13 protein-coding genes and 4 pseudogenes are annotated in these 14,107 nt (G+C 63.9%); 9 read left to right on the top strand and 8 right to left on the bottom strand.

The window, feature by feature from the left end:
• Positions 1-29 precede the first annotated feature (29 nt).
• The 5 genes and pseudogenes from H9L15_RS02380 (at position 30) to H9L15_RS02360 (ending at position 4,253) form a co-directional block, all read left to right on the top strand.
• Positions 30-292: pseudogene (locus H9L15_RS02380) on the top strand (DksA/TraR family C4-type zinc finger protein).
• A gap of 95 nt (positions 293-387) precedes the next feature.
• Positions 388-2,667, top strand: a pseudogene (gene rnr, locus H9L15_RS02375) (ribonuclease R).
• A 38-nt stretch (positions 2,668-2,705) separates the two neighbouring features.
• Entirely contained in the window at positions 2,706-3,095 is a 390-nt protein-coding gene (locus H9L15_RS02370) for a c-type cytochrome (protein WP_187715027.1), read from the top strand.
• A complete protein-coding gene (locus H9L15_RS02365) occupies positions 3,068-3,562 on the top strand; it encodes a c-type cytochrome (RefSeq protein ID WP_187715026.1) in 495 nt (164 codons plus the stop codon). Before H9L15_RS02370 ends, H9L15_RS02365 begins: the two co-directional genes overlap by 28 nt.
• Positions 3,563-3,623: 61 nt before the next feature.
• Positions 3,624-4,253: an NADPH-dependent FMN reductase gene (locus H9L15_RS02360; protein ID WP_187715025.1), complete on the top strand. Its 630-nt coding sequence runs from the start codon at positions 3,624-3,626 to the stop codon at positions 4,251-4,253.
• 64 nt (positions 4,254-4,317) lie between these two features.
• Here the strand turns inward: H9L15_RS02360 and H9L15_RS02355 are convergent, their stop codons facing one another.
• On the bottom strand, positions 4,318-4,944 hold the full coding sequence (locus tag H9L15_RS02355; protein ID WP_187715024.1) for a PEPxxWA-CTERM sorting domain-containing protein: 627 nt from the start codon (positions 4,942-4,944) through the stop codon (positions 4,318-4,320).
• Positions 4,945-5,121: 177 nt separating this feature from the next.
• Positions 5,122-6,131: pseudogene (locus H9L15_RS02350) on the bottom strand (aminotransferase class V-fold PLP-dependent enzyme).
• Positions 6,132-6,433: 302 nt separating this feature from the next.
• Here H9L15_RS02350 and H9L15_RS02345 point away from each other — a divergent pair.
• Entirely contained in the window at positions 6,434-6,610 is a 177-nt protein-coding gene (locus H9L15_RS02345) for a YegP family protein (protein ID WP_187715023.1), read from the top strand.
• A gap of 6 nt (positions 6,611-6,616) precedes the next feature.
• Here the strand turns inward: H9L15_RS02345 and dcd are convergent.
• Positions 6,617-7,170 (bottom strand): annotated as a pseudogene (gene dcd, locus H9L15_RS02340) (dCTP deaminase).
• 194 nt (positions 7,171-7,364) lie between these two features.
• Here dcd and H9L15_RS02335 point away from each other — a divergent pair.
• Positions 7,365-8,855, top strand: a complete 1,491-nt coding sequence (locus H9L15_RS02335) for a replicative DNA helicase (RefSeq protein WP_187715022.1) — start codon at positions 7,365-7,367, stop codon at positions 8,853-8,855.
• Here the strand turns inward: H9L15_RS02335 and astD are convergent, their stop codons facing one another.
• Both astD and H9L15_RS02325 read right to left on the bottom strand, forming a co-directional pair.
• Entirely contained in the window at positions 8,856-10,283 is a 1,428-nt protein-coding gene (gene astD / locus H9L15_RS02330) for a succinylglutamate-semialdehyde dehydrogenase (protein ID WP_187715021.1), read from the bottom strand.
• A 46-nt stretch (positions 10,284-10,329) separates the two neighbouring features.
• On the bottom strand, positions 10,330-11,706 hold the full coding sequence (locus H9L15_RS02325) for a protein adenylyltransferase SelO family protein (RefSeq protein WP_187715020.1): 1,377 nt from the start codon (positions 11,704-11,706) through the stop codon (positions 10,330-10,332).
• A gap of 26 nt (positions 11,707-11,732) precedes the next feature.
• On the opposite strand from H9L15_RS02325, the gene H9L15_RS16780 reads away from it, so the two are divergent.
• Together H9L15_RS16780 and H9L15_RS02320 are read left to right on the top strand one after the other, a co-directional pair.
• On the top strand, positions 11,733-12,020 hold the full coding sequence (locus H9L15_RS16780) for an alpha/beta fold hydrolase (protein ID WP_223276442.1): 288 nt from the start codon (positions 11,733-11,735) through the stop codon (positions 12,018-12,020).
• Positions 11,995-12,606, top strand: coding sequence for an alpha/beta fold hydrolase (locus H9L15_RS02320; RefSeq protein WP_223276441.1), 612 nt, complete (start codon positions 11,995-11,997; stop codon positions 12,604-12,606). The genes H9L15_RS16780 and H9L15_RS02320 overlap by 26 nt, the downstream gene beginning before the upstream one ends.
• Here the strand turns inward: H9L15_RS02320 and H9L15_RS02315 are convergent.
• From H9L15_RS02315 to H9L15_RS02305, 3 genes are all read right to left on the bottom strand, one after another.
• Positions 12,596-13,078 carry an SCO family protein gene (locus H9L15_RS02315; protein WP_187715019.1) on the bottom strand — a complete coding sequence of 161 codons (483 nt, stop codon included), beginning with the start codon at positions 13,076-13,078 and terminating at the stop codon, positions 12,596-12,598. The two genes, H9L15_RS02320 and H9L15_RS02315, sit on opposite strands and share 11 nt — an antisense overlap.
• Before the next feature lie 106 nt (positions 13,079-13,184).
• Positions 13,185-13,619 carry a copper chaperone PCu(A)C gene (locus tag H9L15_RS02310; protein ID WP_187715018.1) on the bottom strand — a complete coding sequence of 145 codons (435 nt, stop codon included), beginning with the start codon at positions 13,617-13,619 and terminating at the stop codon, positions 13,185-13,187.
• A gap of 36 nt (positions 13,620-13,655) precedes the next feature.
• Positions 13,656-14,033 (bottom strand): hypothetical protein, encoded by a 378-nt coding sequence (locus H9L15_RS02305; RefSeq protein WP_187715017.1) that lies wholly within the window; start codon positions 14,031-14,033, stop codon positions 13,656-13,658.
• Between the last annotated feature and the right edge of the window lie 74 nt (positions 14,034-14,107).

Genomic DNA, 14,107 nt, shown 5'->3' with positions numbered 1-14,107 from the left:
TCCTATATTGAAGGAGGAAAGGAAGGCTGATGGCCGGCGGATGGACGCGCGATGGCGCGGTACAGGACCAGATCGACGACACCGTGAAGGACGCGATCCTTCGCGCCCGTGCCCTCACGCCCAGGGCGAAAGCGCGGAGGAATGCGACGATTGCGGCGAGCCCATCCCGAAGCGGCGCCGCGAAGCGCTTCCCGGCGTCCGCACCTGCATCGCCTGCCAGTCGGAACGCGACAAGGCGGTCGTCCACTCGACCATCAATCGGCGCGGCAGCAAGGATAGCCAGCTTCGTTGACGCTTCCGTCATTGCGAGCAGCGCGAAGCAATCCAGCGGAACCTAGGCGCTAGTGGATTGCTTCGTCGTCATGCTCCTCGCAATGACGACCTGAGATGACAAAGAAACGTTCGGCCGGGCTTCCGACCCGCAAGCAAATCCTCGACTTCATCGCGACGTCCGACCAACCGGCGGGCAAGCGCGAGATTGCGCGCGCGTTCGGCCTGTCGGGTCAGGACAAGATCCTGCTCAAGGCGCTGCTCAAGGACATGGCCGACGAGGGGATGATCGACAGCGCCCCGGTCGTGCCTTCCACAAGATGGGCGGCGTGCCGAAGGTCACCGTGTTGCGGGTCGTCGAGGCGGACGACAGCGGCAACATCTTCGCCGTGCCCGAACAATGGCACGCCGACGGCCCGCCGCCGCGCGTTCGAGTGCTGGAGCGCGGCCGGCGCGGTGCGCTTGGTATCGGCGACCGCATCCTCGCCCGGACCGAGGAGCGCGGGCAAGGATACGCCGCGCATCCGATGAAGAAGCTCATGCGCACGGCCGAGCTGGTACTCGGCGTGGTGCGCGAGGAGGGCGAGCGCTTCTGGCTGACTCCGGTCGAGAAGAAGGAACGCCGCGAGCTGGCAATTGCCGACCTGAAGGATGCCGAGCCCGGCGATCTCGTCCTGTGCGAACTCTCCGGCCGGCCGCCGCGCGTACAGGCCCGCGTCGATGCCGTACTCGGCGACCCGTTCGCGCCGCGCAGCTTCAGCCTGATCGCCATCCACAAGCACGGCCTTCGTCACGAATTCCGGCAGGAGGCGATCGATGAGGCGCACGACGTCGCCAGGCAGAAGCTCGGAGAGCGCGAAGACCTGACTCACCTGCCGATCGTTGCCATCGATCCCGCGGACGCCCGCGACCATGACGACGCTATCTGGGCCGCACCTGACGATGACGAAAACAACAAGGGCGGCTGGAAGGCGATCGTCGCGATTGCCGATGTCAGCTTCTACGTCCGCCCCGGCTCCGAGCTTGACCGAGAGGCGAGGGCACGCGGCAACAGCGTCTACTTCCCCGACCGCGTCGTGCCGATGCTTCCGGAGGAATTGTCCGCCGACATCTGCTCGCTGAAAGAAGGGCAGGTCCGGGCGGCGATGGCCTGCCACATGAAGATCGCCAAGGACGGCTCTCTCAGAAGCTGGCGTTTTACGCGCGCGAAGGTTTGCGTCGCTGCAAATATTGCCTACGAGGATGCACAGGCTGCGATCGACGCTGCAGGAGAGGAAAGGGGCGATGTTTCCTCTCCAACCTGCTTCATGCCGGAAGTCGAAGGCGCCGTCCCGCCGAACTGGTGCGCACCGCGCTCCAGCCATTGTGGGGCGCATGGCGTGCCTTGCTCGCCGCCCGCAACAAGCGCGAACCGCTGGAGCTCGACATCCCGAACGCCGGGTGATGCTCGACGAGAAGGGCCGGATCACATCGATCGCACCGCGCGACCGGCTCGATGCGCACCGGCTGGTCGAGGATTTCATGATCGCCGCCAACGTCGCTGTGGCCAAAGCGCTGGAGGCGAAGAAGGCGCCGGTCATGTACCGCGTCCACGAGGCGCCGAGCCGCGAGAAGCTGGTCGCGCTGAAGGACTATCTTGCAACGTTCGATCTGGAGTTCGCGCTCGGCCAGGTGGTCAAGCCGGGCACTTTCAACCGCATCATCGAGCGCGTCGGCGATTCCAGCGGCCGCGAGGAACTCATGGAGCAATTGCTCCGCACCCAGATGCAGGCGCGCTACGGACCGGAGCGGCTCGGCCACTTCGGCCTGGCGCTGGCGACCTACGCCCACTTCACCTCACCGATCCGGCGCTATGCCGATTTGCTCGTCCACCGCGCTCTGGTCAGCGCCTACAGGCTTGGCGATGGCGGTCTCCCGTCGGGCGAAGAAGAGCGCTTCGTCGAGATCGGCGAGAAGATCTCGATGCTTGAACGCCGCGCGATGGAAGCGGAGCGCGAGACGATCGACCGCTATGTCGCGGCCTTTCTCGCCGACCAGGTCGGTCAGCTCGTCCAGTGTCGCATCACCGGCGTCCAGCCGTTCGGCTTCTTCGCCACGGTCGAGGATCTCGGCGGCGACGGCCTCGTCCTCGCCCAGACTCTCGGCCAGGAATATTTCCGTTACGACGAAGCGGCCCGCCAGCTCGTCGGCGAGGAAACCGGCGAGACCTATCGCGTCGGCCAGCGCCTGACGCTCCGCCTCGCCGACGCTAACCCCGTCAGCGGTTCCCTCCGCTTTGAGCTTCCGGAGGGCAGCTACGGCAGTCCGCGACCAAGTCAGCAGCGCCGCGACCGCGTGCGAACGACCTCACGGCGCGGGCGGCCGGCCAACATCCGCCACGATTCCCGCCGTCGCTGAATTTCGCTATGCGGCCCTTGGAAACGGGGGTTTCGAACATGGCGAAAGTGTTGCGTTGGACGGGGTACGTCCTTGGCGTTCTGCTGCTGCTGGTCCTGCTTGCGGCGGCCTACATCTGGTTTGCCTCATCCAGGACGCTGAATGCGAAGGCTGAGGCGAAGCCCGAGCAGCTCATTCCGATGGAGCAGGCCAGTCTGGAACAGGGGCAGCATCTCCTTCTGACCCACGCCTGCGTCGAGTGCCACGGCGATAACGTCCAGGGCCGCAAATTCCTCGAAATCCCGAACGTCGTCACTCTCTACGCTCCCAATCTGACCTGGGTGGCAAAGCGCGCGAGTGACCAGCAACTTGCCCAGGCCATCCGTCAGGGCATCGGCCACAAGGGGAGCCGCTGCTGGTCATGCCCTCGGAGAGCTATCAGAATCTGACGGACGCAGAGGTTTCGGCGCTCATCAAGGCGATCCGCGCCACACCGGCCGGCGGATCCGCGACGCCCGCGAGAACGGTCGGACCTCTCGGCCGGATCGGTGTCGTCAATGGAGCAGTGAAGTTCGCGCCGGAGGTCATCGAAGAATACGCGGCTGCGCAGGCGGCAGACTTCGGGCCGAAGTTCGCTGAGGGGCGCCACATTGCGGTGACCGTCTGCAGCGGCTGCCACGGCCCGACCTTGTCCGGCAAGGAGCCTGAGCCGGGAACGGTCGCGCCGGACCTCAGCGTCACCGGCAGCTACGACCTGCCGACTTTCACGAGGCTGATGCGAACCGGACTGCCGCCGGACGGCCGCCAGCTGAAAATGATGACCGGCGTATCGCAGAAAGCCTTTCGTCACTTCGACGATGCGGAGATTGCCGCGCTTCACGCCTATCTCGTCGAGCGGGCGCAAAAAGCGCGCTGAACGGCCATCGCAACCTTTCTTCCGAGAGAGTATTGGCAGTAGCGGAACAAGGAGCGACCGAATGGCCTACAAGATCGCGATCATCGTCGGCAGCCTGCGCAAGGACAGCCTCAACCGGAAGGTCGCGCGGTCGATCTGCGCCATCCGCAACGACAATCTCGACTGCTCGATGGTCGAAATCGGCGATCTGCCGCTCTACAATCAGGATCTCGACGGCAACCCGCCGGAGCAATGGGCCCGCTTCCGGCAGGAGGTCGGCGCGGCCGATGGCGTGCTGTTCGTTTCGCCCGAGTATAACCGCGGAATTCCGGGCGCGCTGAAGAACGCCATCGATGTCGGCTCCCGTCCCTATGGACAGAGCGTCTTCGACAAGAAGCCGGGCGCGATCGTCACGGTTTCACCGGGCTCGCTCGGCGGATTCGGCGCCAACCATCAGATCCGGCAAGCGGCGGTGTTCCTGAACATGCCGATCATGCAACAGCCTGAGGCGTATCTCGGCCATGTCACCGACGACAGCTTTGACGCTGATGGCTGCCTCAAGGATGGTCCGTTGAAGGACCTGGTTTCGGTGCTCGCTCACGCGTTCGCGAACTGGGTCGACATGATCCACCGCTCGCGTGCTGCGTTGGCGGAGGATTCGGCGCATGCCGCCAAAGCGAAAGAAGCCAAGCCTGCGCTCGCCAGCAGCTGATGTGCTGAGGCCAAAGAAAAAGGGCGGCCCGAGAGCCGCCCTTCTCCTTGTGTAGGCAGGAAGCCTAAGCTGCCTGTGCAAGCACCGGACGACGGCGGCGGCGGAGCACGAAGCCCGCTGCACCGAAGCCCAGGAGCATCATCGCCCAGGTGGCCGGTTCCGGAACCGCCGGCGACACGGTGACGCGAATGATCATGTCATCGTGGTTGTCGTCGACGTTCGTGATCTGATCGTCATAGCCGATGTAGAACACGTTGCCCGTGTAACCCGCGAGTTGCTGGTCGGTCAGGAAGATGCCGAAGCCGTCGTCACCAACCGTCGCGTTCGCGCCGCCAACCGACGAGAAATTGATCAGACCGGCAAGCGAACCGGCGGTGAACAGGTCAGAACCCAGCAGAACCGAGGTCCACGCCGTGAACCAGCTGTTCTCGGTGAAATTGACAGACCCAGCGGTGATGTTGTCGCTGAAGCCGCTCTCGCTACCCAGGAATTCGAACGTCAGGATCGAATTCTCATCGAGCGTGATCGTCGCGCCCGTCGTCGTGATGGACGTCAGGCCCAGCCCGTTGAGTTGGGTCAAGAAATCATTGAACCCGGAGATACCGGTCGGTGCGCCCGTACCAGTGCCCGGAGTAATCGTCACGACCGACGCATTCGCGTTCGAACCGAACGCCAGCGCTGCCGCGCCCATAAGTCCAATGCCAGCTTACGCATCTTCGACACCTCCTAGAAAGGGGATGCACGCCCTTGTTGCGACTCGCCCTTCGAGTCGTGCGTATACGCTTTATTAACCCACATTGCTCCTCTCGGAGTAACGTTTTTTTAACGATTGGTTGTCCCGTTTCGAAACAAAGCGGAGCAAAGACAATCAGGTAACGGTTTGCCGCTGCCGGAAGTGGCCCTTGTCCCAGGCTCGGGTAGCCAGAATCTGTGACAGCGCCGTGGCTGCCGACCAAGCGTCGAGATGGCTGTTGTACAGGGGCGCGAAGCCAAAGCGCATCAGGTCCGGCGGGCGGAAATCCCGATGATTCCCTCCGCGATCAGCGCCTGCATCACTGCATATCCTTCAGGGTGCCCGACAGAGACGTGACTTCCCCGATCGCTGAACGGACACGGCGCGGGAAGCATCAGCTGCGATCCGCAAAGCGCCTGAACACTCTCCAGGAAGAAGTCCGTCAGGCTCTCCGCCTTGCGTTCGACGTCTGCGATGCGAACGCCATCGAAGGTATCCAGCCCGGCGTCCAGAGCGGCCAGCGCGAGGATTGACGGCGTTCCTGTCAGAAACCGGCGGATGCCGTCTGCGGGCGTGTGCAAATGGGCGAATGCGAACGGGTTGCGATCGCCCATCCACCCGGGGATCGGCGACTCGAGCACTGGTTGAAGGTGATCCGCCACAAAGAGGAAGGCCGGGGCGCCGGGACCGCCGTTCAGATATTTATAGCCACAGCCGACAGCGAGGTCGGCCTCGGACGCGTTGAGGTCGACGGCCAACGCCCCGGCAGTGTGAGAGAGGTCCCACAGAGTGAGGGCCCCGGCGTCGTGGGCTGCCCGGTTGAGCTCCACCATGTCGTGACGAGCGCCGGTGCGATAATTGACGTGGGTCAGGAACAGGACGCCGACTTCTGCGTCGAGGACGTCCAGCAGCTCGTTCTTAGGCCGGGTGTCCACCCGGATGCCCGGCATTAAGCTTGCCACCGCCTCGGCCGCGTACGCGTCGGTCGGGAAGTTCCCTTCCTCGGTGAGAATGACCCGGCGATCCGGTCGCGCTTTCATCGCCGCTGCCAACAGCTTGAATAGATTGACGGTGGTTGAATCCGCGATGAGCAGCTCGCTCGGCCGGGCTCCAACGATGGGCGCAAGCTTCGCTGCGATCCGCATCGGCCATTCGATCCAGCCGTGTCGGTTCCAGCTGTTGATGAGGTCCTGACCCCATTGTCGCTCGACGACATCGGCAAGGTGGTGGGGTGTCGCCTTCGGAAGCGCGCCGAGCGAATTGCCGTCCAGATAGATCATGCCCTCGGGCAGAGCGAACCTCTCACGCGCGAAGCGGAGCGGATCGGTGGCGTCCAGCTGTCGGGCCCGTTCGAGGGTCACGGCTCGACGGCGGGATTGCGCGTATTGAATCTGCAACGCAGACGCGCCATTCCCGCTTCTCCTCTAACACAGGTTAGGAGAGTCGAATGGCTCACAAGTTCGTCATCCGCAAAACCTCCGGCGGGGAATATCGGGCGTATTTCGAATACAATAGCGAGAAGATCTTCTGGACCGAGGGCTATTCGAGCAAGTCGGGCGCGCAGAATGCGATCGACTCCATCAAGAAGAACGGCCCTGGCGCCAAAACCGCCGACGAAAGCTGATCCCGGCTAGAGTTTCGGCAACGTCACCCCGCGCTGGCCCATGTATTTGCCGGCGCGGTCGGCGTAGCTCACCTCGCACGGTTCGTTCCCCTGCAGGAACAGGAACTGGCACGCGCCCTCGTTGGCGTAGACCTTGGCCGGAAGCGGCGTGGTGTTCGAGAATTCGAGCGTCACGTGGCCTTCCCAGCCGGGCTCGAGTGGCGTGACGTTCACGATGATCCCGCAGCGCGCATAGGTCGACTTGCCGAGGCAGATCACCAGCACATCGCGCGGCACCCGGAAGTATTCGACCGTACGCGCAAGCGCAAAGCTGTTGGGCGGGATGATACAGACGTCGGTCTTGCGATCGACGAAGCTGTTGGACGCGAAGTCCTTCGGGTCGACCGTCGCCGAATCCACATTGGTGAAGATCTTGAATTCATCAGCGACACGGGCGTCGTAGCCGTATGAGCTGAGGCCGTAGCTGATGCACCCTCGCGCCGCTGCGCCTCCACGAACGGCTCGATCATGCCGTGATCTTGGGCTTGTTCGCGAATCCAACGGTCGGAAAGAATGGACATGGGCGAGTGGCGTAACGGTCACCATTTCGGCCTTCAATCAGCCGTATCTTTTTTCTGTGGATGCCCCGTTCCGATCAGAATCGACCCTTCCCCGGACCGAGCGGCCAATCGGCTCACATTCTATCCACAGCCGCGACCCGTTGTGCTACTTTCGTTCTCGTTGGAGGGTGGTCGCTTAGCGGCCAAGAAGAGTCATGGCCGAAGTTATCCGTATATCCGAACCCGCCGAGCCGGCGGCGACCGCAGCACTGCCGCAGAACGTCGAGGCGGAGGCCGCGCTTCTGGGCGCGCTGATGATCGACAACCGCCTTGTCGAGGACGTTCAGCTCAAGCTGAAGCCGCACCATTTCTTCGAGCCGCTGCATGGCCGGATCTACGAATCGATCCTTAAGCTCACCGACCGCAACATGGTTGCGAATCCGGTGACTCTTCGGCCGTCGTTTGAGGCGGACGAGTCGATGAAGGAGCTTGGCGGGCCCGCCTATCTGGCGACCCTGACCGGCTCCGGCGCGGCGATCATCGGCGCCAAGGATTTCGCGGCGCAGGTCTACGACCTTGCGCTGCTCCGCGCACTCATTGGTGTCGGGCGCGATCTGGTGGAGGGCGCGCTCGATACCAGTGAGGACGTCGCGCCTCTCGAGCAGATCGAGCGGGCCGAGACCGAACTCTATAAGGTCGCCGAAGAGGGCGGGGCCGAGGGCAAGGCGAAGAGCTTCGGCGATGCGACCAAGCTCGCCGTGCAGATGGCGGAGAAGGCGCTCAACAGCGGCGGCCACCTATCGGGCATCACCACGGGCCTCGAAGGCATCAACTCCAAGGTCGGCGGCCTGCACAAGTCCGACTTGGTGATCCTCGCCGGGCGTCCGGGCATGGGCAAGACGTCGCTCGCGACCAATATCGCCTTCGCCGCCGCGCAGCGTTTCGCCCGCGATGTCGAGGATGGGATTGAGCCGGCCAAGTCCGCGGGTGCGCCGGTCGCTTTCTTCAGCCTGGAAATGTCGGCCGATCAGCTGGCGACGCGTATCCTCGCCGAGGAATCGGGCATCAGCTCTGAGAACCTGCGCATGGGCAAGATCAGCCAGCAGGAGTTTCGCCAGCTTGCCCGCGCCGCCGCCGAGCTCGAGAGCCTCCCGCTCTACATCGACGACACCCCGGGCCTGACGATCGCAGCGCTGCGCACCCGGGCGCGCCGCCTTAAGCGCCAGAAGGGCATCGGCTGCGTCGTCGTCGACTACCTTCAGCTGCTCCAGGGCACCGGCCGCGGCGGAAACGACAACCGCGTTCAGGAAATCTCGGAAATCAGCCGAGGCCTGAAGCAACTCGCCAAGGAACTGGAGCTGCCCGTACTGGCACTGTCCCAGCTCAGCCGCGCCGTCGAGCAACGCGAGGACAAGCGGCCGCAGCTTTCCGACCTTCGTGAATCGGGCTCGATCGAGCAGGACGCCGACATGGTCTGGTTCGTCTATCGCGGCGACTATTATCTCGCAGCGAAGAAGCCCGACGACGACCATCCGGATTTCGCCGCCTGGCATGAGGAGATGAACCGTATTTACGGTCGCGCCGACCTCATCGTCGCCAAGCAGCGCCACGGCGCCACCGGGACGGTCCGCATGAAGTTCGACAGCCGAATCACCAAGTTCAGCGACGCCGCCGAGGACGCCTACCTGCCGGAAATGCGCAGCTAATCAGTCTTCCTGGAGATTGGGGTCGCGGAGGCCCTCGCCGATGCTTCCGCGAAGGGTCTCGGCTTCGCTGCTCGTCACCGGATAGGCGCAATAGTCGGCCGCATAGAAGGCGCTCGGCCGGTGATTGCCCGACATGCCGACACCGCCGAACGGTGCGGATGACGGCGCGCCGTTGGTGGGCTTGTTCCAGTTGATGACGCCCGCTTTCACATTGGCCCAGAACTTGTCGTACTGCTCCGGGTTTCCACCGAGCAGGCTGGCGGCGAGTCCGTAGCGGGTGTTGTTCGCTTCCTCGATCGCAGCATCGAAGTCCTTGACCCGGATCAGCTGCAGCGCGGGGCCGAACATCTCCTCGTCCGGCAAGTCCTTTGCGTCGGTAACGTCGATCAACGCGGGCGTCAGATAAGGCTTGTCCTCGACCGGCCGTTCGAGCCTGCGGATCGGGCGACCTCCCTTCATCATCAGGGTCACCCACTGCTCCTGCAAGTGGTCCGCCGCGGCATTGTCGATGACCGGTCCCATGAACGGCTGCGGCTCGGCAAATGGATCGCCGTAGAGGATGCGGTCCATCAGTTTGGTGACCTTCTCGATCAGCGAGCCCTCCTGGCCGTCCTCCACGATCAGGCGACGGGCGCAGGTGCAGCGCTGCCCGGCCGACAGGAACGCCGATTGGACGATGACCGCTGCAGCGGCATCGAGGTCCTTCACGTTCCAGGCGACGATCGGGTTGTTTCCGCCCAGCTCCAGAGCGAGGATCTTGTTCGGCGTATCGGCGAACTGCCTGTGCAGAGCCGCGCCGCCGCGCACGGAACCGGTGAACAGCAGGCCGTCGATTCCGGGCTGGGCGGCCAGCGCCTTGCCCTGCTCCGGCCCGCCGATCAGCAGGCGGATCGCGCCTTCGGGAACACCGGCTTCGCGGTAGCAGTCGACCAGGAAAGCTCCGCTCGCCGGGGTCTTCTCGGACGGCTTGAACACCACAGCATTGCCGGCGATCAGCGCCGGGACGATGTGACCGTTGGGCAAGTGCGCCGGGAAGTTGAACGGACCGAGCACCGCCAGCACGCCATGCGGCTTGTGGCGGACGGCGACCTTGCTGCCCAGCGCGGCTTCGAGCTTCTTCTGCGGCGTGCGATCAGCGTACGCGGCGATGGAAATCTCGACCTTGTTGATGACCGCGCCGACCTCGGTCTTGGTTTCCCACAAGGGCTTGCCGGTTTCGCGCGAGATGAGGCCTGCGAAATTGTTGGTCTGGGTGCGCACGACATTGGCGAAGCGGCGCAAAGTCTCGATGCGGAAAGCGACGGAGTGTGCGGCCCATGCCGGCCAGGCGGCGCGCGCGGCTGCGACCTCGGCGGCTGCGTCGCCTACCTCGCCCGACCAAAGTTCAACGCCGGTCGCCGGCTCCGTCGACACCAATTTGTCAGCCATTAACCGTGCCTCACCAAATTGCGGTGAAACGGTCAAGCCGCACGCATCAGTCGCGTAGGGCGACGCCCATGCGGCGGATGGCGGCGACCTTCGCCTCGAAGGGCTGCCAGTCGTCTCCATCGGCGATCGCGGCCCAGATCGATTCGACCTCGTCGATCAGCATCGAACAGGGCTCAGGATCGGACCAGTATGAGTGCTGGCGGTCCTTCCGCGGCTGGAAGGTCGCAACCAACGCGGCCACGGTTTCGAAGTCCGAACCGTAGCCCTGGGGAACGGAGCCGCCGAACCAGTCGAAGTAGAACTTGTCGAGCGAGACCCGGCCCGTCTCCAGCGCGCGGACGACGGCTGCCGTCAGTTCCCGGTCGCGCTGTTCGCCGGATCGCTGAAGGCCCAGGCGCCAGAAAATTGCCGCGATCAGTTCCTCCTCGAAGCGATTGGACCAGCCTGCGAGCAGGTCCGACAACGGCGGCGCTTCGGTCACCAGCGAGAGCGATCCGGCGAGCTGCGCCAGGTCCCATTGAATAGCTTCCGGCTGGCGGCTGAAGGAATAGAGTCCGTAATGGTCGAAGTAGGCCGCCGTGAAGTCTGGGTCCCATGTCGGAGCGAACCGCCACGGACCGTAGTCGAAGCTCTCGCCGGTGATGTTGATGTTGTCGCTGTTGAGCACGCCATGGACGAAGCCGGACGCGAGATAGCTTGCAGCAAGGCGCGCGGTCGCCGCAGTGACCAGGTCGAATAAGCGCAAAGCATTCTTGGACGCGTCCGTGACCACCGGCTCGCCGTACAGATTGGCGAGGCAGTACCGGACGAGTGCGTTGATGTTCTCGACCTCTCCGTAGAAGGCGAGGCGCTGGAACGTGCCGATGCGGATGTGGCCGTGGCTCAGCCGGGTGAGGACAGCGGATCGGGTTGGCGACGGCTCGTCGCCTCGCACAAGCTCCTCGCCGGTCTCGAAGAGGGCGAACGTCTTGGACGTGTTGACGCCAAGTGCTTCGAGCATCTCGGTCGCGAGGGCCTCGCGAACGCCGCCTTTCAGAGTTAGTCGGCCGTCGGCCGTCCGGCTGTACGGGGTTTGCCCGGAACCCTTGGTGCCTAGGTCAAGCTGCCGGCCGCGATCGTCGCGTAGCTGGGCGAAAGTGAAGCCGCGCCCGTCGCCGATGTCCGGGTTGTAAACGCGGAACTGATGCCCGTGGTAGCGGAGGGCCAAAGGTGACGGCAGGTTGTCCGAAAGGGGCTCGAACCGGCAGAAGTGCGCAGCCCATTCCTCCGGCGTCAGGCCGCCAAGCCCGGCGCGCTCAGCCCACCGCTGGTTGAGGAAGCGAGGGATGCACTTGGGGAACTTCGCCGACTCGACCGGGTCGTAGAAGGCGTCGCCCAGGCTGAGGATTGCAGGATCGGGCCGATAGGATTGCGCAAGCGTCACAAGGCCGCGATACGAGCCGGATGGATATGGCGAAACAGCAAACTCAACGCTGGACGGACAAGTTCTGGACCAGCCGCGACGGACTGAAGCTTCATTATCGCGATTATGACGGCCCAGCGGATCGGCCGCCCTTGTTGATGCTCCATGGCCTCACCCGGAACTCGCGGGATTTCGAGGATCTGGCCGAGCGTTATGCCGGGGACTGGCGCGTGATTGCCGTCGATTTCCGCGGCCGGGGCGGAGCGCTTACGACCCGAACTCCGCCAACTATCATCCCCCGTTTACGCCATGGACATCCTGCAGCTGCTGGATGAGCTGGGCATCGACCGCGCGGTCTTCATGGGGACTTCGCTCGGCGGATTGGTGACGATGATCATCGCCACCATCGCGCCGCAGCGCATGGCTGGCGTACTCCTCAACGACGTAGGACCCGAGCTGAACCTGACCGGCATCGACCGCATCAAATCCTATGTGGGCAAGCCCGTCGTCTTTGCGGAATGGGCAGATGCGGTGGCCGAGTTGCGAAGCCGGCATCAGAGCGTTCTGCCGGGCTACACCGACGAGCAGTGGGACAGATATTCGCGCCGGGTCTTGCGAAAGACCGATCGCGGAATTGAGTTCGACTATGACATGCGCATCGCTGAGCCGTTCGAGGCGGCGAATTCAGGTGAGACGCCGGACATTTGGCCGTTCTATCGTGCGCTGGCCGGTCGCCCGGTGCTAGTTCTTCGCGGAGAGCATAGCGACCTGCTGACGGACTCGGCGCTGCAGCGCATGGCCAAGGAAATTCCGGACGTTGAGGCGGTCACCGTGGCTGGCGTCGGCCATGCCCCGGACCTCGACGAGCCGGAAGCAGTCAGCGCGATCGACCGCCTGCTGGAGCGCGTTCTTAAGTCGTAATCCGCTTCAACTTGGCGAGGGCAGGGGCGTCCTGCTCCTCCAGCGCGATCGTGCTCGAGAACTGGCCGTTGCGATCGAACAGGAGGACGGTTGCCGTGTGGTCGACGGAATAGCCGCCATGCTCATCGGGCACCTTCTTCGAGTAGATTCCGAATTGCTTCTTCACCTGCTCGATCTGCGTCGGTGAGCCGGTGAGGCCGATGACCGGGCTTCCGAGCATATCGGCATATCTGCCGACCTCGGCCGGGCCATCGCGTTCGGGATCGACGGTGACGAAGACGATCTCGAATGCATCGTCACCTTTCCCGATCTGCTGCCGCAACCGGATGAGCCGCGCAAGCGTCGTCGGGCAGACGTCGGGGCAGTTCGTGAAGCCGAAGAAGATCGCATAGGGCTTGCCGTTCAACCGTGCGCTCGAGAAGGGCTTGCCGTCGGCGCCGGTCAGCGTGAACGGGCCGCCGAAGCTGACCATCGTCACCGGCTCTTTGGTCTGTCGATCGTCGGCTGGCCTGAAGTGCAGGAAGACCAGCCCGCGGCCGCGAGCGCCACGATGACCCAGAGCACCATTCGTAGACGCTTCATCTCGCCTCGTTCGCTGCAACGATCTTCAAAGGCACCGAGCGTTTTCCGGAGCCTTCGAAGGTTAGTGTCAGGTTCAGCGTCTGTCCGACCCGAAGCGGGGCGGGAAGTCCGCTGACCATCACGTGGCTTCCGCCAGGCTTGAGCTCGATCCGTGTTCCGGCCGGGATCGCCAATCCCGAGGTCATGGCCCGCATCCTCGCGACGCCGTCGGCGCTTTCCGACGAGTGCAGCATCGCCATCGCCGGCGCCTCGGCGGCGACGCTCAGCAGCCGGTCATCGCCGGAGCCATTGTTGGCCAGGGTCATGTAGGCCGCCGTGCTCGTCTGGCCCGCGACAGTCTCGCGAGCCCAGGCGTTCGAAATCTCGATGTCGGCCGGTCCGCCCTTGCTGCACGAAGCGAGCAGGACCGCTGCCAGGAGGACGCGTTTCACGCGCCGCTCAGTAGAGCGCGCATCCGTGCACGGCAATCAGCCCTTGGTGTAGGGAATGAAGTCGCCCAGGCGGCATGTGGGGCCGGGGATCTTGCTGACGGGATCGAACGAGCGAACGAGGTCGCCCTTGCAATATTGAGTCCCGATCGGCTCGACGACCAGGACATCCCATTTCCTGAAACCGCCGCAGTTTCCCTGGACCTGGTTGACGTACATCGTCCTGCCGGAGTGCAAGGTGAGAGTGTTCCGGTTGACGATATTGAGACCGACGCCCTGTTCGATTAGCACGCAATTCTTCGGCGGGCCGGCAATCCGTCCAGCAATCTCCGCGATCGGGGCATCGTTGGCCGGGTTGGGCGGCGGGGCGGAGCAGCCCGCAAGAATAGCGCCAAGGGCAACAACGAAGATTCGCATGGCCTCATCCTCCTGGGGCAGATTGCCGGGTACGGAAACGCCGATTAACCGTCGCTGAGAATCGAAGAGGTCAG

The organism is Sphingomonas daechungensis (assembly GCF_014489495.1).
Classification (GTDB): Bacteria; Pseudomonadota; Alphaproteobacteria; order Sphingomonadales; family Sphingomonadaceae; genus Sphingomicrobium; species Sphingomicrobium daechungense.
Note: the sequence above shows the minus strand (reverse complement) of the source record. Positions and strands in the feature narration are given on the sequence as shown.